19 protein-coding genes and 1 pseudogene are annotated in these 20,644 nt (G+C 63.1%); 12 read left to right on the top strand and 8 right to left on the bottom strand.

What is annotated here, in order from left to right; all coding sequences use genetic code 11:
- Positions 1 to 86: 86 nt before the first annotated feature.
- From MHAR_RS10555 to MHAR_RS10540, 4 genes are all read right to left on the bottom strand, one after another.
- Positions 87 to 974, bottom strand: coding sequence for a hypothetical protein (locus MHAR_RS10555; RefSeq protein WP_014587602.1), 888 nt, complete (start codon positions 972 to 974; stop codon positions 87 to 89).
- Entirely contained in the window at positions 975 to 4,040 is a 3,066-nt protein-coding gene (locus tag MHAR_RS10550; protein WP_014587601.1) for a hypothetical protein, read from the bottom strand.
- 138 nt (positions 4,041 to 4,178) lie between these two features.
- Positions 4,179 to 4,466: a hypothetical protein gene (locus tag MHAR_RS10545; RefSeq protein ID WP_143763399.1), complete on the bottom strand. Its 288-nt coding sequence runs from the start codon at positions 4,464 to 4,466 to the stop codon at positions 4,179 to 4,181.
- Positions 4,467 to 4,663: 197 nt separating this feature from the next.
- Positions 4,664 to 5,923, bottom strand: coding sequence for a hypothetical protein (locus MHAR_RS10540; RefSeq protein WP_014587599.1), 1,260 nt, complete (start codon positions 5,921 to 5,923; stop codon positions 4,664 to 4,666).
- Positions 5,924 to 6,116: 193 nt separating this feature from the next.
- Here MHAR_RS10540 and fdhF point away from each other — a divergent pair, with 193 nt between their 5' ends.
- The 3 genes from fdhF to MHAR_RS10525 are packed head-to-tail and all read left to right on the top strand — an operon-like array spanning position 6,117 to position 9,987.
- Positions 6,117 to 8,138, top strand: a complete 2,022-nt coding sequence (gene fdhF, locus MHAR_RS10535; protein WP_228369656.1) for a formate dehydrogenase subunit alpha — start codon at positions 6,117 to 6,119, stop codon at positions 8,136 to 8,138.
- The gene (locus MHAR_RS10530) at positions 8,135 to 9,139 is read left to right on the top strand and encodes a 4Fe-4S dicluster domain-containing protein (RefSeq protein ID WP_014587597.1); all 1,005 of its coding nucleotides are present in this window, start codon (positions 8,135 to 8,137) and stop codon (positions 9,137 to 9,139) included. The genes fdhF and MHAR_RS10530 overlap by 4 nt, the downstream gene beginning before the upstream one ends.
- Positions 9,136 to 9,987 (top strand): FAD/NAD(P)-binding protein, encoded by an 852-nt coding sequence (locus MHAR_RS10525; protein WP_014587596.1) that lies wholly within the window; start codon positions 9,136 to 9,138, stop codon positions 9,985 to 9,987. The genes MHAR_RS10530 and MHAR_RS10525 overlap by 4 nt, the downstream gene beginning before the upstream one ends.
- Before the next feature lie 7 nt (positions 9,988 to 9,994).
- Here the strand turns inward: MHAR_RS10525 and aglJ are convergent, their stop codons facing one another.
- The 3 genes from aglJ to MHAR_RS10510 all read right to left on the bottom strand — a co-directional run bounded on the left by aglJ (position 9,995) and on the right by MHAR_RS10510 (position 13,149).
- A complete protein-coding gene (aglJ, locus tag MHAR_RS10520; RefSeq protein ID WP_014587595.1) occupies positions 9,995 to 10,912 on the bottom strand; it encodes an S-layer glycoprotein N-glycosyltransferase AglJ in 918 nt (305 codons plus the stop codon).
- 78 nt (positions 10,913 to 10,990) lie between these two features.
- Complete coding sequence (locus MHAR_RS10515) at positions 10,991 to 12,301, bottom strand: phosphoglucomutase (RefSeq protein ID WP_228369555.1); 1,311 nt, start codon at positions 12,299 to 12,301, stop codon at positions 10,991 to 10,993.
- 71 nt (positions 12,302 to 12,372) lie between these two features.
- On the bottom strand, positions 12,373 to 13,149 hold the full coding sequence (locus MHAR_RS10510; protein WP_014587593.1) for a 23S rRNA (uridine(2552)-2'-O)-methyltransferase: 777 nt from the start codon (positions 13,147 to 13,149) through the stop codon (positions 12,373 to 12,375).
- 226 nt (positions 13,150 to 13,375) lie between these two features.
- Here MHAR_RS10510 and MHAR_RS10505 point away from each other — a divergent pair.
- The 6 genes and pseudogenes from MHAR_RS10505 (at position 13,376) to MHAR_RS10480 (ending at position 18,535) form a co-directional block, all read left to right on the top strand.
- Positions 13,376 to 14,426 (top strand): annotated as a pseudogene (locus tag MHAR_RS10505) (PDDEXK nuclease domain-containing protein).
- Positions 14,427 to 14,614: 188 nt separating this feature from the next.
- A complete protein-coding gene (locus MHAR_RS10500; protein WP_052301026.1) occupies positions 14,615 to 16,075 on the top strand; it encodes an NACHT domain-containing protein in 1,461 nt (486 codons plus the stop codon).
- Positions 16,076 to 16,158: 83 nt separating this feature from the next.
- Positions 16,159 to 16,533 carry a hypothetical protein gene (locus MHAR_RS10495; RefSeq protein ID WP_143763398.1) on the top strand — a complete coding sequence of 125 codons (375 nt, stop codon included), beginning with the start codon at positions 16,159 to 16,161 and terminating at the stop codon, positions 16,531 to 16,533.
- 226 nt (positions 16,534 to 16,759) lie between these two features.
- Positions 16,760 to 16,972: a type II toxin-antitoxin system HicB family antitoxin gene (locus tag MHAR_RS10490; RefSeq protein WP_048144623.1), complete on the top strand. Its 213-nt coding sequence runs from the start codon at positions 16,760 to 16,762 to the stop codon at positions 16,970 to 16,972.
- A complete protein-coding gene (locus MHAR_RS10485; RefSeq protein WP_014587588.1) occupies positions 16,959 to 17,189 on the top strand; it encodes a type II toxin-antitoxin system HicA family toxin in 231 nt (76 codons plus the stop codon). Before MHAR_RS10490 ends, MHAR_RS10485 begins: the two co-directional genes overlap by 14 nt.
- A gap of 185 nt (positions 17,190 to 17,374) precedes the next feature.
- Entirely contained in the window at positions 17,375 to 18,535 is a 1,161-nt protein-coding gene (locus MHAR_RS10480) for an FAD-dependent oxidoreductase (protein WP_014587587.1), read from the top strand.
- 39 nt (positions 18,536 to 18,574) lie between these two features.
- On the opposite strand, the gene MHAR_RS10475 is transcribed toward MHAR_RS10480, so the two are convergent.
- A complete protein-coding gene (locus MHAR_RS10475; RefSeq protein ID WP_014587586.1) occupies positions 18,575 to 18,880 on the bottom strand; it encodes a DUF3467 domain-containing protein in 306 nt (101 codons plus the stop codon).
- A gap of 97 nt (positions 18,881 to 18,977) precedes the next feature.
- On the opposite strand from MHAR_RS10475, the gene MHAR_RS10470 reads away from it, so the two are divergent.
- The 3 genes from MHAR_RS10470 to MHAR_RS10460 are packed head-to-tail and all read left to right on the top strand — an operon-like array spanning position 18,978 to position 20,640.
- Complete coding sequence (locus MHAR_RS10470; RefSeq protein WP_048144622.1) at positions 18,978 to 19,502, top strand: hypothetical protein; 525 nt, start codon at positions 18,978 to 18,980, stop codon at positions 19,500 to 19,502.
- Positions 19,499 to 20,359, top strand: a complete 861-nt coding sequence (locus MHAR_RS10465) for a shikimate kinase (RefSeq protein ID WP_014587584.1) — start codon at positions 19,499 to 19,501, stop codon at positions 20,357 to 20,359. The genes MHAR_RS10470 and MHAR_RS10465 overlap by 4 nt, the downstream gene beginning before the upstream one ends.
- Positions 20,356 to 20,640, top strand: coding sequence for a chorismate mutase (locus MHAR_RS10460; protein WP_048145061.1), 285 nt, complete (start codon positions 20,356 to 20,358; stop codon positions 20,638 to 20,640). The genes MHAR_RS10465 and MHAR_RS10460 overlap by 4 nt, the downstream gene beginning before the upstream one ends.
- Positions 20,641 to 20,644 lie beyond the last annotated feature (4 nt).

Raw genomic sequence — 20,644 nt, 5'->3', positions numbered from 1 at the left:
GGTATCCCTAACCTTCAAGAATGTCGGAGATCATCAAACCAATATAAAAATGGAAAAAATGGGAGAGCGCCCTCGACCCTCATCCGCTAGACGCATCCGAATACCCCGGCCCCGCTCCAGGGGCTGGTGTCGCAGGGATCGAGGCCGGAGCACCCTTCGATGCAACAGGAGAGCCAGTCGGTCTTGTTCGTCACGTTCGTATCGACGAGCTCCATCTGGACCCTCCGGGTTATGTCGTAGGTGCCGCTGTACCTCTCCTCCCCGAGGTTGATCAAATCGCCCCGGACGTCTACCTGGCGGTACCTGAGGTCTGCGATCCCGGTGGAGTGGGATGCGATGTCGTAGACGGTGGACCTGGTGGGGAATACCTCGGCGCTGATGATGGTATCGTTGGTGGCGATGACGGTGGCGTTCAGCCGGTCAAGCCGCAGGGCAACGTTCCTCTCCTTCGACAGCTCGGTGTTGTATAGGAAGCTCGACCCCACCGAGTCGCCGTTATTTCCGGCAGAGTCCCGGTCGTTTATCATCTTCCCGGCGTAGTCGACGGTCTTGCTGGAGTTGAGCCTGACGGGCCAGTTCTCTTCGAGGGTGATCGTCCAGACGTCGCTTCCGGCGGGCTTGAAGTAGGTCCGGTTGACGGCGGCCTTAGCCCAGGCTTGGAGGTATATCGCCTCCTCGGAGCTGTAGGTCCCCTCCAGGGCGGCGGTCCTCTCCTTCAGCCTGACGTCGTTGACGTCGAAGGTGGAGGAGGCCGAGTAGTAAGGCGATAGAACCCTCCCGGCGGGGGTGACGGAGATGGGGGCGATGTCGCCCTCCACCGAGCCGGAGAGGTCGAGGGTCATGTTCGCGCTCACGCGGCTGATCCAGAAGGAGGAGCCGTCGGTGACGTTGTACACCCCGAAGGTGTAAGAGGCGGCGGAGGCTGAGGAGATCAGCCCCGCCAGGAGCAGTAGATATACGAATACCGTCCTCATTCAGATCACATCCGCATGGGCACCGGTGTTGTCGGTCCAAGCCTCCCCGCTGACGTCTTTAATGGTCATTGCCCAGCCTCCGTCGGAATCCGTATCAAAATCCGGCGGATTCGAGCTAGAGGCCACAGCGACGATCTGGTAGTTGCCCACCACTTTGTACTTCAGTTTGGCCTGGGTGGAGTCTCCTGCATACGCCTCCATCTCTCCAAAGTTCAATCCACCGGCACCCAACGTGGAATAAACCTCGGAGTAAGCCGTCCCATCGTCGGCGTAGGATCCGAGGTATATGTTGGTCCCAACCGCGCCCACGTTCTCGGCCGATGCCGAAGCGCTTGAGCTCGTATCGGCGCTGAAGTCGCCCCAGATCATGGCGGACCCGGCCGTTACATCTCCCTCAACGCTGGCAACTCGGTCAGGTCCGCTGGAGTCGTAGGTCCCGCTTATGGCACCGATGATCCCATCGCCCTCTATGACCGTGAGCCGCAGATTCTCTCCTGAGGCTGAGGTGCTGTCTCCGGACTCTGCCATAAGGAGGTCGGCACTGGCATCAGCGGTGGCGCCGATACCCCCGGCGCCGACGGCCGACCCTTCAGCGACGAGAGAGGTCGGGGTCCCGCCGGTCAGCTGGAGCTCGGCGTTTCCGGCGGCGACGCCAGTACCCGCCGCACCCTCGATGCTCCGGGCGTTCACATCAATCGCGATCACGTCGGCGCTGTTTCCGACCCTGGCGGCGACCAATCCGACGCCGATCTCGTTCTCGCCGCCTTCGGCCCCGGCGCCGAAGATGGCGCCTTCCGCCTCGACGATGCCGTTCCCGCTATTGAAGTCGAATGCTCCTTCCACGCCTCCAGCGGCGGCGGCGGCGACGACGTACCCCTCCTTGTTGGAGGCTTCGATCTCCGCGCCGAGGGCGCCGGTCCCGAAGAATCCGGTCCCTGCGGCCAGAATTCCGCTGCTGATCTCGTTCTTCTTGCCGTCGGCGACGACTCCGACTCCCGCGGCCTCCGCGCCTCCGGCTATGAATCCACTCTGGAGGTCGACGATTGCGCCCAGGCCGCCAGCGGCGGCGGCCGCGGCAACTCCACCCTCCTTGTTGGAAGCTTCGATATCTTGGCCGATGGCGCCGGTTCCGTACCATCCGGTTCCGGCCGCCAGGGTACCGCTGCTGATCTCGTTCCTTCTTCCTTCAGCGAGGACTCCGACTCCTGCGGCCTCTGCGCCTCCGGCTATGAATCCACTCTGGAGGTCGAAGCTTGCGCCCAGGCCGCCAGCGGCGGCGGCCGCGGCAACTCCACCCTCCTTGTTGGAGGCTTCGATATCTTGGCCGATGGCGCCGGTTCCATACCATCCGGTTCCGGCCGCCAGGGTACCGCTGCTGATCCGGTTTCTGTATCCTTCTGCGAGGACTCCCACGCCAGCAGCCTCCGCCCATCCTGCGATGAAACCGTTCTGGAGGTCGATATCTGCACCCAGGCCTCCGGCGGCCGCTCCAGCTCCAACCGCACCCTCCCTGTTCTGAGCCTCTATGCCTCCGCCATAGGCGCCGGTTCCATACCATCCGGTTCCGGCCGCCAGGACGTCGCTTGCGATCCAGTTTCTCCGGCCTTCAGCCATGACTCCCACGCCAGCGGCCTCCGCCCATCCTGCGATGAAACCGTTCTGGAGGTCGATACCTGCACCCAGGCCTCCGGCGGCCGCTGCAGCTCCAATCGCACCCTCCCTGTTCTGAGCCTCTATGCCTCCGCCGTAGGCGCCGGTTCCATCCCATCCGGTTCCGGCCGCCAGGACGTCGCTTGCGATCCAGTTTCTCCGGCCTTCAGCCATCACTCCCACGCCAGCGGCCTCCGCCCCTCCGCCGATGAAACCGTTCTGGAGGTCGACGATCCCGCCTAGCCCCCCGGCGGCAGCGGCTGCCACCACGGTTCCTACTCTGTTGGAGGCCTCAATGCCTCCGCCGTAGGCGCCGGTCCCATAGAATCCAGTTCCTGCCGCCAGGGTTTCGCTAGTGATCTCATTCTTTCTGCCTTCTGCCAGGATTCCGACGCCCGCAGCCTCCGCGCCACCTCCGATGATGCCGTTCTGGAGGTCAACCCCAACCCCCAGGTTTCCGGCTGCTGCTGCTGCGGCGACGATGCCTTCCCTGTTGGAGGCCTCAATGCCCCTGCCGGAGGCGGAGGTTCCGGCATCCCCGGTCCGGGCTTCCAGGGTACCTTTGATCTCGTTATCCAGGCCGATGGCACCGATTCCGGCCGCCGCCGCCTCTCCATAGCCGTCTATGAAGAGCCCCGGAAGGCCCCCTGTCCAGTCGGCTTCGAGGTCGATCTTTCCCGCCCCCGCGGCCGCGCCTACCGCCCCGAGGTCGCTTTCAGCATATCTTATGTCGCCATAAGCCCAGGCGCTGTTTCCCGTCCCCGTGGCGAGCTTACAGTCGACGGTCGCGGGCCCCGCGACGTCCAGGGATGATACCGCCACGGCAGCTCCCTCACCCTGGAGGTTCAGAGTTCCAGGGCCCATGTTTACGTCCATGTAACCCGCGGTCCCGAAGGCCGTCGGAAGGTACCCGACCATCTGAGTATCCTGGGAGGTGGCGATCCCTCCGTTGACGCTGATCGTCTGGGTGGATTTGAGGGACCCGTCCCCGACGAAGGCGTGCTGCATCGCCCCCCGGCCGCACCGGTCTGCGGTGGAGACGACGGCGCTCATCTCAGCGTCCTTTATGGAGACGTCCTGGACGACCCCCAGGGCATCGGGGGTGAGATGGGCTGACCCTCGGGCCAGGGTCTGGGATGCATCTTCGGCATAGATGTAGCTCATGCCGACGTAGCCGCCGCTCCCGGCATATCCCTGGACGGCGTAGATGCTCCCGGGCCCTGCAAGCCCTCTGATGTCGTCGATCTTCAGGCCTTCCCCGAAGCCGGCCGACGACTTCCCCCACACCTTGACGTCGTCGTCGACGTTGTAGGAGTCCCAGATGCTCACCCTATCTCCACTGCCATCGCTCGCCGAGAAGTGCATATCGATGGCATAGGCCCCCTGAAATATCAGAAGGCAGGTTATAGATATCAAAAGCCTACGCGATCCAGACAGAGATCTCCCTCCTCCAGCTACGACCGCTTTTGCATCGCACAAGATAAACTTTTCTACAAGTCGTAGAAATATCGTGAAGGAGATATATAGACCTTATCTGAACATACTAAAAAATAATTATTTAAAATAAATAGGGATTTGGGGCGATAGCCTCTGCGGCATCCGCGGCAGAACCCTCCAAGGGTTGTTGATGCCGGTATCCGGGGAGGAGTTCCCCGAGACCCAGAGGCAGTTCTTCTCGGCGATTCGAAATTCGCCGTCGAAGCTCGCCGAGGCGCTGCTGCTGACCCCGATCCTCTCGTCGACGTCGTAAGATTCGACCACCCCGACGGTCCTGCTGCCATCCCTCGCCGAGAAGTACATGTCGATGGCAGAGGCTCCCTGGAATATCAGAAGGAAAGTCATGGATGGGATCAAATAACGTAATATATGCAGAGAGATCTCCTCCTCTATCATATGATATCTTCTTATTAGAAGAATATAAATATTTCTCTCCTTCAAGAGCCGCTGGAATTAGATATCCGCCATAGCTTCGGAGGGCGTAGACCGATGATAATCAAAAAATATATGTTGCCCAAGGCTGGCGAAATCGGATTTACAGTTCAAATGATTCTCACTTCTGCCGGCCCGGTGAACCAGACGGCGTTGTAGGCCTCGTCCTCTGCCAGGACGATTGGGACGTACACCCCGGCCATCGCCTCCACCTCTTCGAGGACGACCCTGTAGTTGAAGAGGGGAGACCGGCTGAGGATCAAAAGCTCGTGAAATTCCGTCGAAAGGGTCTCAAAGCCGGGTTCGGCGATCACCTTGTAGAAGGCTACGGCGGTATCGCCCCGGGAGGCGGTGACGTTCTTCGCCACGTACCCGACGTAGTCCGCCCCCGGGGCGGTGGCGTTGAGGACCTGCCGGGATGCGTAGTGGACGGAGCCGGACTGGTCTATCAGGGCGTTGAGCTTTCCGTCCTCGCCGAAGTAGGCGTAGGCGGGAACCTGGGTCTCGCCGAAATCGAGGAGGAGGACGCAAGGGAGAGATCGGGCCAGGATCGGCTGGAGCTCTTCTCTCACCCCCTCCACCACCGACGGCAGGACGGGATAGACGGTTCCGTTGGGGTCTGAAACCTGGAAGGCCGTCCCCGGCCAGGAGAACTCCGCCGTCGCCTCCCCCCCCTCCAGCTCTCGGAAGTCAGACCATACTACCTCTCCCGATTCGTCATCGGCGAGGTAGAGGGTCGCCCTCCGGAGGTTCTCGTCGGGGTCGGAGAGCTCCACCTCCATACCGGCGGGGCTCCTCGGGCTTGCGCCTCCGGAGAGGACCTTCAGGCTCACCACCTCCGGGGCGGGGGAGGACCCGAGGGCCCGGATCATCCATTCGGTCTCGTTCTGGGGGCTCCCCTCCAGCTCCCACCGGAGGATGCGGTTGGGGTTTCTCGCCGTCAATAGCGACTTATTCGTGGCGGGACCGAGGTCGGTGCCCACGAAGACCCCGCCGAACTCGTAGAGGGCGACCAGGAAGGGGCCGGAGACCTGGACGTCGGGGAGGTCCACCACAGCCCAGCCGAACTCCTCCCCGAAGTAGGAGTCGGCCCTCTCCGTCACCTTCGAGACGGCGTTCAGGTCACCGTCCCAGATCTCCAGGACGAAGAGGTCGGAGGTCCTGTTCGGCTCTAGCTTCCCATATACCCCGACAGACTTTATCGTCCACTCTCCGGCTGGGGGCTCGAAGACGACGGCGTGGCCGAGGTCGCCGCCCATCCGAAAGCCGTTCTCCGCCGTCCCGTCGTCGAGGCGCAAGGTGACCAGCCCCCCGGAGGCCCCCGTCCCCGAGGCGATGAGGAGGGCGAGGATCCCCCAGGTTCCCATCATCAAAACCCTCCACCTGGCTGGGCCTCGTACTCCAGCATTGCCACCAAGACGGCGGGCATCGGCGGGCACACTTCCGATCATGGCTGGGTATTAGATCCATCGGCCTATTTCACATTTTTGAAGCCTGGGGGGCGCCACCCAAACAGATAATACCTCTCAGGTCAAGTCGACCTCGGAGAGGTCCGCCTTGGAGATGATCGCCACCACCTGCGTCTACTGCGGCTGCGGCTGCGGCCTCTTCATCCACGTCGAGGACGGCAGGGCCGTCGGCGTCTCCCCAAACCCCGCCCACCCCATCTCCAGGGGGAGGCTCTGCGTCAAGGGCTGGCTCGCCGCCGACTTCGTCCACCATCCAGACCGGCTGAGGGCCCCCCTGATCCGGCGCGGCGGGAGGATGGTCCGATCCTCCTGGGAGGAGGCCCTCACGGCGACGGCCGAGCGGCTGAAGGAGATCAGGGAGGAGGCGGGCCCCGGGGCCGTCGGGGTCCTCACCTCGGCGAAGGGGACGAACGAGGAGAACTACCTCTTCGCAAAGCTCGCCCGGGCCGGCCTCAGGACGAACAACGTCGACCACGTCGCCCGGCTCTGCCACGCCCCCTCGGTGGCGGGGCTGGGGGCCGCCCTGGGGAGCGGGGCGATGACCAACCCCATAAGGGGCCTCCTCTCCTCCGACGCCATCCTCGTCACCGGCTCGAACACCACCGAGCAGCACCCCCTCGTCGCCGCCACCATCCTGGAGGCCCAGTCCCGGGGAGCCGCCCTCATCGTCGCCGATCCGAGGAGGACCCAGATCGCCAGCCTCGCCGACCACCGCCTGGCGCCGAGGCTCGGAACCGATGTCGCCTGGATCAACGGCCTTCTGAACCTGATCCTCGAGGGGGGTCTCGCCGATGAGGAGTTCATCAGGGAGAGGACCGCAGGATTTGACGCCCTGAAGGATTCCGTCTCCAAATACACCCCCGAGGTGGTGGAGAAGATCTCGGGGATACCCCCCCGAGACCTCGAGGCGGCGGCAGCTGCCTTCGGCGAGGCCCCCAGGGCGGCGGTCGTCTACGCCATGGGGACGACCCAGCACTCCAACGGGACCGAGAACGTCCTCGCCCTCGCGAACCTCGTCCTCGCCACCGGAAACCTCGGGAGGGAGGGGACGGGGATCTGCCCCCTCCGGGGCCACCAGAACGTCCAGGGGGCCTGCGACATGGGGGCGCTCCCGAACGTCTACTCCGGCTACCAGAAGGTGGAGGACCCCGCCGCCCGAGGGAGGATGGAGGCGGCCTGGGGGACGGACCTCCCCCCGGCGCCGGGGCTCACCGCCGTCGAGATGATGGAGGCGGCAAAGGAGGGTCGTTTGAAGGGGCTCTTCATCTCCGGCGAGAACCCGATGATGAGCTACCCCGACCGGGGGCTGGTGGGGCGGGCCCTCGAATCCCTGGAGTTTTTAGCCGTCGCCGAGATCTTCCCCACCGAGACGACGGCCCTCGCCGACGTCGTCCTCCCCGCCGCCTCCTTCGCGGAGAAGGACGGGACCTTCACCTCCACTGAGCGGCGGGTCCAGCGGGTGAGGCGCGCGGTCCCGCCCCCGGGGGAGGCGAGGCCGGAGGTGGAGGTGGCGGCTGCCCTCCTGAGGCGGCTTGGAGTCCCCGCAGAGTACGCCTCCCCGGAGGAGGTGATGGCCGAGATAGCCTCGGTGACCCCCTCCTACGGCGGGATCAGCTACCCTAGGCTCGGGACGGCGGGGCTTTCCTGGCCCTGCCCCGATCCCGACCATCCGGGGACCGAGATCCTCCATAAAGAGTCCTTTCCCATCGGCCGGGCCCGGTTCTTCCCGGTGGATCTTCTGGCGGCGGGTTCAGACCCCGAGTACCCCCTCCTCCTGACGACCGGCCGGAGCCTCTTTCACTTCCACACCGGGAGCATGACGAGGAGGACCCCCCTCCTCGACCGGGAACTCCCGAAGCCGGCCGTCGAGATGAACCCCGAGGATGCGGCGGCCCTGGGGGTCCGGTCTGGGGGGGGGGTGGTGGTGGAGTCGGCGTCAGGAAGCCTGGAGGTCGAGGCCCGGACGACGGACTCGGTCCCCCCCGGGACGGTCTTTTTTCCCTTCCACTTCGCCGAGGCTCCGGCGAACCTTCTGACGGCCGCGGACCTCGACCCGAGATCCAAGATACCGGAGTTCAAACGGACCCCCGTCCGGATCAGGAGGCTGGAGGGTTGACCGCCTCCCTCCTCCGCCGCGAGGGGCTCGTCCCCCTCCTCCGGGATCTGGCAGAGACCCTGGAGGTGGTGGCGCCGATCCTGGTCGACGGCTCGGCGGTCTTCGCCACCTGGAGGGGGGAGGAGCCGGCCCTAAAGGCCGATAACCCCCTCAACTCCCCAGTGGAGTTCTTCCTCCCGAAGAGGGAGGTCCTCTTCAGGTACGTCCAGTACAGCGGGAGGTACACCTTCGCCGAGGAGCCGCCGAAGGCGAGGCTGATCTTCGGGATGAGGCCCTGCGACCTCCGGGCCCTGGAGGTCTTGGACCGGCTCTTCGGCGCCGACATCCCTGACCACCCCTACCTCGCCAGGAGGAGGTCTACGGTCGTCGTCGTCTTGAACTGCACCACCCCCGGCGAGCGGTGCTTCTGCGCATCCCTCGGGTCGGGGCCCGCCGCCGTCGGCGGGTACGACCTCCTCTTGACGAATCTGGAGCGAGGCTACCTGGTGGAGGCGGGCTCCCCCGCCGGGGTCTTCATCCTCCAGGCTCATCGGTGCCACTTCGAGGAGCCCCTCCCCGAGGACCTCCTGGAGAAGGAGAGGCTCCTCGCCGGGGCGGAGGAGGAGCTCCGGGGGAGGAGGCCGGCCCTCAGCCCTGAGGTCCTCAAAAGAGCGATCGAGGAGACGGACTGGGAGGTGGCGGGTAGCAGGTGTCTTTCCTGCGGCGGATGCTCCCTCGTCTGCCCCGTCTGCCACTGCTTCACCGTCATCGACCAGGGGGTCCCCGACGGCGAGAGGCTGAGGTGCCGGGACTCCTGCACCCTCGCCGGCTTCTCGAGGATGACGAGCGGCGCAAACCCGCGGCCGAGCCTCGGCGAGCGGCTCCGCCACTGGTACCTGGACAAGTTCGTCTACATCCCGGAGAAGACGGGGCTCTTCGGCTGCGTCGGTTGCGGCAGGTGCTCAAGGGTCTGCCTCAGCGACGTCGACCGCTGGTCCCTTCTGATGGAGGGGCCCCGATGAGGGGGACTGGCCGGAGGGCAGACGGCAGAGCCCGCCGGGGGGGCGAGGGCTACGTCCCCCTCCAGGCCGAGGTCGTCGACATCGACGTCGAGTCGACGAACACCTACCTCCTCTCCCTCAGGCCCATCGACGATGAGGACGAGACGGTGGAGATCGACTACTCCCCCGGCCAGTTTCTGATGGTCTCCGTCTTCGGCCTGGGGGAGTGCCCCATATCCATCGCTTCCTCCCCCACCCGGGAGCCGTTGCAGATATGTGTCCGGGAGGCGGGGAGGATCACCCAGGGGATGATGGCCGCCCGGGTCGGGGACGTCCTGGGGATCCGGGGACCCTTCGGAAACGGCTTTCCCGTCGCGCAAATGAAGGATAGAAACGTCGCCATCGCCGGAGGCGGCTCGGGCTTCGCCACCTTGCGGTCCCTCATCAACTACATCGCCGACCACCGCGACGACTACCGCGAGGTGACCGTCGTCTACGGGGCGAGGACCCCCCAGGACCTCTACTTCACCAGCGAGTATGGGAGCTGGCAGGCGGCGGATATCGAGGTGGGGATCACCGTGGACATGATGGACGCGAGCTGGAAGGGGAACGTCGGCCTGGTGACGTCGCTCCTATCAGAGATCGACCCCGCCCCCGGCGCCGCCGCCCTCTGCGGTCCGCCGATGATGATCCGGGCCGTGGCGAAGGACCTCCTGGACCGGGGATTTATTGAGCAGGAGATATACATCTCCCTGGAGCGGCACATGAAGTGCGGGGTCGGCAAGTGCGAGCACTGCACCATGGGACCCTACCACGTCTGCACCGACGGGCCGATCTTCAGCTACGATCGGGTGAGGGATCTGATCTGATGAGCCGTCATCTCTCCTTCCGGTTCCTGTAGATCTCCCGGAGGGCCTCCCGGTGCATCGAGGCGACGGCGTCGCCGAGGATCCCCATGAAGAAGAGCTGGAAGCCGACGATGATCAGAAGGGCGGTCAGGATCGTCAGCGGAATGTGCTCTGTCCGGGTGGTGATCCATTCCCTGAGGACGTAGAGTCCGAGGATGAATCCCGCCGTGCCGAAGAAGGAACCCATCAGGCCGAAGTAGAAGAGGGGGTTGTGGGTTTTGGCCATTCGATAGATGGTGGCGACGATCCTCGCCCCGTCCATGAGGGGGTTGAGCTTCGTCTTCGTTCCGGTCGCCCGAGGCCGGTAGGTTATGGGGACCTCGGCGATGGCGAGCCCCTTCTTGACGCTGTCGACGGTCATCTCCGTCTCGATCTCAAAGCCCTCCATGGTGAGGTCGAGCCTCCGAACCCCTTCCCGAGTGAAGGCCCGGTACCCCGTCAGGATGTCGCTCAGGGGGACGTCGTAGATCAGCCGGAAGAAGAAGTTTATCAGCCGGTTTCCCGCCGAGTTGAGGCGGGTTAGGGCCCCAGGCTCCAGGTTTCCGAACCGATTTCCCATGACGTGGTCGGCCTTTCCCGCGAGGACCGGTTCGAGGAGGTGGCCGACCTCGCCAGGGAGGTAGGTCCCGTCCCCGTCGATCATGACGATCTGCTCGGCCTCGATGAGGCTGAAGGCCTCCTTGAGGGCCTGGCCCTTGCCCCTACCCCTCTGGACGACGACCCGGGCGCCCGCCTCCTCGGCCCGCTCTCGGGTCCGATCCTGGCTGTGGCCGTCGATGACGAGGAGGTCGTCGAAGCCCATCCTCTTGAACTCGCCGATCACCCCGGCGATGGCGTCCTCCTCGTTGAGGGTCGGTATCAGGATGCAGACGTCGTTTTGGGTCAACTCAAATCAGCTCTTTCTCTCGCCGGGTGGTCGGGGACGTGGGCCGACGGCAGGATCGTCGGCCTCTCCAACCATCCTTCACCTCGTGGCCCCCTCTATGAACCCCATAAACCGCCTCACCAGCTCCTCCACATCCGTCCCCGCCGTCTCGACGTAGAGCCTGATGAGGGGCTGGGTGTTGGAGGGCCTGATCAGGACGGTATAATCCTCGGTGGTGATTTTGAGGCCGTCGGTGGTGTCGGGCTCAAGAGGCGCGAGGTCACCCTCGAGCCGCCTCATGAGATCGGCCGCCGACCCCTCTATCCTGACGGACCTCTGGACGTAGGGGTAGTCGGGGATGGCGTCCGCGAGCTCCGAGAGCCGCTCGCCCCGGGAGACGATCTCGCCGAGGGCGAGGGACATGGCGAAGGGGTCGTCGGAGAGCTGGAACTCCGGGATGAATAAGTGGGCGGACCGCTCGACGCCGAGGACTGCCCCCTCCTCCTTGACCCGGTTTGCTACGAAGACGTCCCCCACCCTCTCCCGGATCACCTCGAATCCCAGGGGGAGAAGCTCCCGCTCGACGATCATGGAGCAGTCGAAGCCCGCGACCACCTTGTCGCCGGGGGCGTACCTCTCCTTCGCCAGGATCACCGCCACCTTCTCGGGAGGGACGATCCTTCCCCGGTCGTCGATGACGAGGCCCCGGTCGGCGTCGGGGTCGAAGCCGACGCCGTAATCGGCTTCCGTCTCCACCACCATCCTCGCCGCGTCCCGGAGGGACTCCTCAGTGGGGGCCGGCCCCCGGCCGGGGAAGAGGCCGTCGGGCTCGCCGTTCGTCACCCGACAGTCGAAGCCCAGCCTCTGGTAGAGGGGGAAGGTGCCGCAGGCGGCGCCGTTTCCCATGTCCAGGACGATCCGGAGGGGCCGGCCGAAGGTGAGCTTACCTTCGACGTAGTCGGCGTACCTCCGGAGGGCGTCGTCGGGGGATCGGTCCGTCAGCTTGCCGTCCCCCTTCAGGAAGGTGCCCTTCTCGTAGAGGTTCATCATCTCCGTCTCGTGGTAGAGCATCCCGTACCCCTCGCTGGTCCTGAACCTGATGCCGTTGTACTCGGGGGGGTTGTGGGAGGCGGAGATGTACGCCGCGGCGTTGTAGCCCCCACGCCAGGTCTCAAAGCTGATCATCGATATCGGGAGGACGCCGTACCTCTCGACGGAGCATCCGGTGGATAGGACGCCATCCAGGAAGGCCCTCTCCACCGCGGGGCCGCTCACCCTGGTGTCCCTCCCGAGGGCGATCCTGCCGTTGGCGAGGTAGGATCCGAGGGCCTTTCCCACCCGGTTCGCGATCTCCCCGGTCAGCTCCGTCCCAAAGACGCCTCGCACGTCATAAGCTCTGAAGACTGTCACGTTCAAGAGGTGGAGAGGATATCTAAAAATAGTTTTCTAAAGCGGCCCCTCTTTTATCTGCCGCATATCGATCATAAAGCCGCCTCTCTTCCCTCGATCGTCCCGACGGCGTGGCCGGACCTGATGGGGCCGATCCGGACCCGCAGCCGGTCGCCGACGCCCGAGCCGGGGACGAAGATCCGGAACCCCTCCACCTCGCCAAACCCGTCCCCGGATTTTCCGACGCCGACGATCAAAAGCTCCAAAACGTCCCCGGCCTTCACCGGCGGGATAAAGAACCCCTGGCCGACGACGTACATCTCGGCGCTCTCCTTCCGGGAGGCGGCCGGAGAGTGGGACTGGGCCCGCCGGAACCGCACCCTCACCTCCGATAGGTAATCCAAAAAGGTGTCCCCCTGGAAGACCTTCACCAGGAAGTTTCCGCCGGGCTTGAGGACCGATTCGGCGACCCGGAGGGCGGACCGGGAGAGGTCGATGGACCGCGCGTGGTCGAGGGTCCAGTTCCCCGAGAGGTTCGGGGCGGCGTCGCAGATGACGACGTCGGCCTTTCCGCCGAGGGCTTCGACGATCAGCTCCAGAGTCTCCGGGGCGGTGATGTCGGCCTTGATGGTGGTGACGCCATCGATCGGCTCGATCGCGAGGAGGTCGACCCCGACGACTCTTCCCCCGGAGATCTCCTTTGCCACCTGCAGCCACCCGCCGGGGGCGGCCCCCAGGTCCAGGACGGCGTCGCCCCTCCGGATCAGCCGGAACCTCTGGTTGATCTGCTGGAGCTTGAAGGCGGACCTGGCCCGGTACCCCTCGGCCTTGGCCTTCCGGTAGAAGTAGTCCTTTTGATCCCTGGCCATCAGAGGAGATCTTCGGCCCAGGGCGATAAAGGGCTTGTGGTTCGTGTTCTCGATGAAGCTCTTTCGCCCTCTCCACCGAATAGAGGAGATCTGCTCGCAGGGGCTAAAAATAGATTGGAGGAAAAACTTTTTAGATGTATATAACCTCTGGTATGAGCTGGGGTTTGAGAAACCCGCCAACAAACTCTTCGACGAAATGAGCTGATTGATCTGAGGTAAGAAGCGTATGTCCCGGCCGAATACAACTCCTTCAGGTCTGCCCCCTGGATATCCGGAACTGCTTGCCGATCTGAAGGGCCGAATCCGCTCTGCTCAGGTCGGTGCAGCCCTCTGCGTAAATCGAGAGCTTGTCCTCCTCTACTGGCAGAGGAGGAAGGTCAATCCTCAGGAGGCAGGGAGAAGAGGGCTGGGGCGCAAAGGTGATAGATCGGCTCTCCGTCGATCTCCGCCGGGAGTTTCCGGAGATGAAGGGCTTCTCTCCCCGGAACCTCAAGTACATGCGGGCCTTTGCGGAGGCGTGGGAAGATGACGGATTTGTGCAGCAGGTTGCTGCACAAATTCCGTGGTTTCATAACTGTGTGATCCTGGACAAGCTGAAAGATCGGGCCGAACGGGAGTGGTACGTTCGCGAGACGGTGAATAACGGGTGGAGCCGGAACGTTCTCGTCCACCAGATCGAGAGCGACCTCTTCCGCCGTCAGGGAAAGGCGGTCACAAACCTCCACCGGACTCTCCCCTCGCCCCAGTCCGATCTGGCCCGGGAGATCCTGAAGGACCCCTACAGCTTCGACTTCCTGAGCCTGGGAGAGAGGGCATCGGAGCGCGACCTTCACCGATCGTTGCTGGCGCACCTCCGCGACTTTCTCATCGAGCTTGGGGTCGGGTTCGCCTTCGTCGGGAGTGAGCATCCCCTGGAGGTGGGCGGTCAGGACTTCCGGATCGATCTCCTCTTCTACCACCTCCGGCTCCGCTGCTACGTGGTCGTCGAGCTGAAGATCGGCGACTTCGCCCCGGAGCAGGTCGGCAAGCTGAACTTCTACCTGTCGGCGGTCGACGACCTGATCCGGGAAGCCGACCACGACGGGCCGACGATCGGGATCCTCCTCTGCAAGACGAAGAACAGGGTGATAGCCGAGTACGCTCTGCGGGATCTTAACAAGCCCGTGGGCATCTCAAGCTACAGGCTCGAAAAGGCCCTGGCCGGCGAGATGAAAAGAAACCTTCCCACGATCGAGGAGCTGGAGGCGGAGCTATCCGGGGCGGAGCCGGAGAGGTAGCTTGGTGCGGCGTCTCGGTGAAGGCGCACCGTCGGCGCTGGAGGCGGGAGGGCCAGAAAGGGTTGCATGCTGGCGGAGTCTGTACTCCGATTTCGAGGCAGATGAGACTCTTACATCTTTCATCTGTCTGGGTAAAAAATCGAGGCTGAAGGAAAAACTTTTGTGGCTTCAAAACATCGTATGTCAGCGTGCTCTCAGGAATCCCGCGGGCGATGTCGCGCATCATAGGCTTATTGATGTGTCTTGCTTCGATCATCTGGGGATACTACGAGTACCAATCCGCGACTATGCTTTTTGGACCTTTGATAGGTTTTCTGACCGGGCTATCCATCATCATCTCCACCTTCGACGCCACCGATGCCCTTCTTAGAAAACTGTTATCGAAATACACATCTGAAGACGAGCGGTCTGCCCGCGACGCATTCAACCGACAGGCGATGCTCACTCGCGTTCGAGACTTCTGGGTGAAGGGCGTGCTGGAGAACTCCCTCCACGAGGAGGCGCGGATCGAGCTTGGCCTGGAGGAGCGAAGAGACGCCGTCGCCGAGCGCCCCTGGGACGTGATCCTGCGGACTCCGGGCCGGCCGGACTGCGAGCTTCCGCCGGGAACGAAGATCTCAGACGTCTTCGAGAGGGTCGGCCGGTCCCTTCTCATCCTGGGAGAGCCGGGGGCCGGGAAGACGACCACCCTGCTGGAGCTGGCGAGGGAGATGATCGACCGGGCCGGGGAGGACCCCTCGGAAAAGATACCGGTCGTCTTCAACCTATCTTCATGGACCGACCCGAAGCAGCCGATCGCCGACTGGCTGACAGAGGAGCTGAGGGCGAAGTACAACATCCCGAAGAAGATCGCCGCCCGCTGGGTCGAGAACGACTCTCTCCTGCTTCTCCTCGACGGCTTCGACGAGGTCGCACCGGAAAGAAGGGAGGCCTGCATCGAGGCGATCAACGTCTTTCTCGAAGAGCATTTTGTTCCGCTGGTCGTCTGCTGTCGCAAAGAGGAGTACGATGCACTGGATGGCAGGCTCAACTTACAGAGTGCGGTCCTCCTGCAGCCTCTGACGCCCGAGCAGATCGATGGCTATCTCGAAAGATTAAGCCCGGAAATGGCACCGTTGCGAGATGCGCTGAAGGACGATCAGGAACTTCAGGAGTTCGCAAAAACACCCCTGATATTGAGCATAATGGCCCTCGCCTACAAGGGGATCTCGGTTGAGGAGCTTCAATCACTTTGTTCCACCGGAGATCACCGGAGGCATCTCTTCAAAACCTACGTTGACAGGATGTTCGAGCGGACGGGAAGGACGGACCCCAAGCGGTATACAAAAGAGAAAACCATCCACTGGCTCTCATGGCTGGGCCAAAAGATGTCGGAGCACGGCCAGACTGTGTTCTTGATCGAGCGGATGCAGCCGACCTTGTTGGAGACACAATACTTAAAAAATTTATATTTTATATTAGTTGTTTTGATTATTGGGTCGATTGGCGGACTGTGGGGTGGATTGATCGGCGGGCTGATTTTTGGGTTGGCTGTTGGGATGATGTCTAAGCTGAGTGAGATAATACCGGTCGAAAGGTTAAACTGGTCCTGGAAAATGGGACGAAAGATGTTAATCTATTTTCTTATTGGAGGATTTTTTTTGGGCTGATTGGCTGGATGGATGGTGGATCAAGACAGGGACTAATTAGTTGTGTGATCATTTGGCTGTGGATCGGTCTGAACCATGGAGGTTTGGGCTTTGCAGATATGAAAACGAGAGCTATCCCCAATCAAGGCATTATGTTGTCAGCAAAAAATTCAATATTCACTGGGCTGATTATTGGATTAATTTTTGGGATTACTGGTGAGATAATTTTGTGGAACGGTAATGGACTAATTTTTGGAGTGATTGGTGGCCTAATTTTTGGCGGCCTCGCAGTAATCCAGCATTTCGCCCTTCGGTTCATCCTATACCGCAAAGGCCTCCTCCCCTGGAGGCTTGTCACTTTCCTCGACTACGCCACTGAGCGGATATTCCTCCGCAAAGTCGGCGGAGGCTACGTCTTCGTCCACAGAATGCTGATGGAGTACTTCGCCTCCCAGGAGCCGGGACCTGGCAGAAAGTGACATCCTTTCTCTGGCCGGAAACAGAAACTCTAATCATCGGCTGACGCCCACCAAACATCCGTGAACTGCGACGTTCTGGTGGTGGGGGCCTCCACCTCGGGGATCGCACCCGGTCCACGGTTGGGCGGAAATTCCCAGGGAAGGGGAGAAGGCGGCTATGTTGAGGTTCCTCGAAAGGAGAATGGTTTAACTGATGGGTCGCATATATTCGACAAGGTGATCTGACGTGGGGACGTTTACGGCTGTGGTCTATAGGGAAGAGGAGATGTACGTGGCCCAATGCCCCGAGGTGGGGACGGTCAGCCAGGGGAAGACGCCAGAGGAGGCCGTGGACAACCTGAAAGAGGCGACTGAGCTTTACCTGGAAGAGTTTCCTCTGGAAGAGAAAAAACGACCTTTCATAACCACCTTTGAGGTGGTTCCCGTTGTCAAAGCTTAGGACGGTCTCCGGCGAGGCGGCGGTCAAGATACTCTGTAAAAAGTTCGATTTTGAGATCAGCGGACGCACCGGAAGTCACGTTCGGCTATCGAAGATGACGCCCGACGGAAAGGTCGGGACTGTGGTGCCCATGCATCGGGAGCTGAAAATGGGTACGTTGAAGGGCGTGCTGAAGCTTGCAAAGGTCGACGAGGACGAGTTTGCCAGGTATCTGTGAGCGTCCCTTCTCGGGTCGGGCTCGTTCCTGCTGAGGGCGTTGATTCATCTTGTTTTCGAGAGCTAGATCTCTTCGCCTCCGCCTGAACCTGCGCGACATTCCCGGAGCCGCCAGGCTCCTGGCGCTTTGACCATCTTTGTCCAAAACGGAAACCTTCATCACCCACCTTCTCCCACTTGAAAAGCGTGAACTGCGACGTTCTGGTGGTGGGTGCCTCCCCCTCGGGGATCGCGGCCGCCACATCTTCTGCGAAGGCGGGCGCCGAGGTGATCCTCCTCGACAAAGACATGGGCGGCAGCTTCGGCCACCCGGCGAACACCTTCTTCGACGGGATGTTCCGCCGGGCGGGCCTCGCGGTCGAGCGGGAGTACGTCCTCCACGACCTCGAAGGGATGCGGATCATCTCCCCCGCAGGCCACGCCGTCGAGATCCCGGCGGCGGGGAGGTTCATCGACCGGGGGAGGTTCGATGCCCTCTACCTTGACAGGGCCGAGGGGGCGGGGGTCGAGCTTCTCCGGGGCGTGGCCCGGTCCGCCCCCCTGGCGGATTCGGGGCGGCGGGTCGAGACCGACGCCGGGGAGATCGGTGCCCGGGTCGTCATCGACGCCTCGGGGGTCGATGGTGCGATCGCGAGAAAAGAGGGGCTCAGTCCGCTGAAGCATCCCGAAGACGTCGCCTGGGCCGCGGAGGCCGTCGTCGAATTAGCGGGCCTGGGGGAGGAGAGGCGCTTCGAGTACTTCCTCGGCTCGATCTCGCCGGGGTGGAAGGCGACCTTCTCCCCCGGCGGCGGCGATTTGGCGACCCTGGGAGTCTTCGTCCGGGGTCACGGCCGGGACGTCCGGCCGTTCCTCGACCGGTTCGTGGAGTTTTTCAAAGGTTACAAGTCCGCCGACTACGACGTCTCGGATATGAAGATCGTCTCGGTGAACCGGGGCGGGGACGCCATTGCGACCCTGCCCGGCGAGATCGTCGCCGACTCCCTGATGGCGACGGGCGCCGCCGCCGGCATGAGCGGGATCGCCTACGCCATCCGGGCGGGAACGATGGCCGGGGAGGTGGCCGCCGGCGCCGCCGCGGCCGGGGACGTATCGATCCGGGGGCTCTCGCCCTACGTCCGGCGTTGGCGCCGCGAGTTCGGCCTGGAGTACCGGATGGGCCGGGCGTCCCTCTTGACCCTCGGCAGAATGCCCGAGGAGGAGATAGACCGGCTGGCTGCGGGCCTGGCGAAGCGAGACCTCGACCTCTCAGGCTCGTTCTTCAGGAAGGGGCTCTCGGCGGGGATCGCCCTGGCCAGGGCGCGGCCGCGGACGATCCCCAGCCTGGTACGGAGCTTCGTCGAGGGCTGATCAGCGAGTGAGGGTCCAAGACGGAATCAATTCTATTAGTTAGGCCACCTCGACGTTGCTGCTCTCCTCCCTAGCGCCGCCGTCCTCGGGGAGCTTGATCTCGCCATAGGTCGCCTCGTACCTCTTCAGGTTCGCGGATAGGGCCCGCAGCAGCCTCTTGGCGTGCTGGGGGGTTATGGTCACGATCGCCCTCCCCTGGGCCAAATTCGTCTCGGGGATCTTGTGGAGGAAGGTGAGGGTGACCTCGTCGTCGGCGTGGCTGATCTTGATGAGGTTCGCGTAGACCGGCTCCAGCCTCTCGGGGATCCTGACCCCCAGCTGCTCGATCCTTTTTTTATCCGTCAATTAACTTCACCGCGGGTCCGTTCTCTTGAGGTCTGCCTTATTCCTTTGCACCGCCGGAGAGGAAAATCCTTTAACCGCCCAGGGGGTCTCCTCCACCATGATAGAGCTGAGGAGTGACCCTTACGTCCTCAAGTCCAGGACCGTCCAGGATACGGAGCTGGACTTCAGGATAAACCTGAACCTCTCCTGGTGTCGCGGCGTCCTCTTCAACGTGGTGGCGATGAAGAACTCCGTCGCCATCGTCGAGTACGACGCCATCCTCTGGACCGATGAAGCTCTCATGTTCGTCGAGTACAAGGACTCCGTCGCCGCCTACAAGAACCTCTCCACCCGGAGGATCCAGCAGATCGGAAGCTTCGCCAAGAACATCGCCGCCGGCCTAGGCTACCGGGCCTACACCTTCCTGGTGGTGGTGAACGGTCTGACGGAGGAGACCGCCCGGGGCGGGGCCGTCGTCATACCCCTCTTTCTGCTCGGAAGCTACGAGCCCTCCTTCAGCTCCGCGGTATCGGAGCTGGAGCTGCTCGATAAGCTGATCGAGAAGTACCACCGGTCTGGAAGCTCCGAGGTGGCCGAGGACTTCGAGAAGCTGAAGGCGATCCTCGAGGCGGGGTTGCCTTGAGGCGGAGGGGAACGGCGACGGCCCTCGGCGCCGCCACAGTCCTCAACGCCGTAGCCAACTGGAAGGGGTCGGCCTTCGGAGTCGACCTGAAGACCTCCGCCGAGGTGGTCCTGGACGAGAGCCCGGCGGTCAAGGGGGACGTTCCCGGGATCGACGACCGTCTGATCGTTAGGTCCGTCGAAAGGGTCCTGGAGAGGTTCGGCGTCGTCGCCGGGGGCGTCGTCAGGACTTGGAGCGATATCCCCCTCGCCCGGGGGCTGAAGAGCAGCAGCGCCGCCGCCAACGCCGCGGTCCTCGCGACCCTCGACGCCCTCGGCGAGGATCTCGACCCCCTGGAGGCGACGAGGATCGGGGTCGCGGCGGCGAGGGACGCCGGCGTCACCATCACCGGCGCCTTCGACGACGCCTCCGCCTCGATGCTGGGGGGGGTCGTCGTCACCGACAACCGAAGGCTCGAGCTCCTCAAGAGGGAGGAGATGGAGTCAGAGGTCCTACTCCTCGTCCCGGAGGAGAAGATCTTCTCGAAGGAGACGGACGTAGGGAGGTCGAGGCTTCTCGCCCCGGTGGCGGACCTGATCTTCGACCTCGCCCTGGCGGGGGACTATCCCAGGGCGATGACCCTCAACGGCCTCGTCTACTGCAGCGCCCTCCGCCTCCCCTCCGACCCGATATTCGCTGCCCTCGCCTCCGGCGCGAGATCTGCCAGCCTATCGGGGACGGGCCCCGCCTACGCCGCCCTCGTCGAGGACGAAAATATCGACGATGTCGAGGCGGCCTGGCTCCATCTGGGCGGAAGGGTGATAAGGACGGAGGTTAACAACCAGGGCTCAATCAGAGGACCGGGGTGGCGAGGATGAGCCTGGAAGATCTCCGCGCAGAAGTCCAAAAAGTTGACCGGGATATAATAGCGCTGATCTACGAGCGGGTGAGGCTGGCGGAGGATATCTTCGAGGCCAAGCGAGCCTTGGGCGTCGGAATCGAGGACAAAAACCAGGAGAAGCTGGTGATGAAGCGCGCCCTCGATATGGCGACGGAGCTCGGCCTGGACGCCGGCGCCGTGAAGGAGATCTTCGCGATCCTGATCAGGATGAGCCTGGAGAAGCAGCACGAGCTCCTGGGGGAGAACAACCTCCCCTAGCCTT

The organism is Methanothrix harundinacea 6Ac (assembly GCF_000235565.1).
GTDB classification, from domain to species: domain Archaea; phylum Halobacteriota; class Methanosarcinia; order Methanotrichales; family Methanotrichaceae; genus Methanocrinis; species Methanocrinis harundinaceus.
This window is presented reverse-complemented; position numbering and strand designations above follow the sequence as displayed.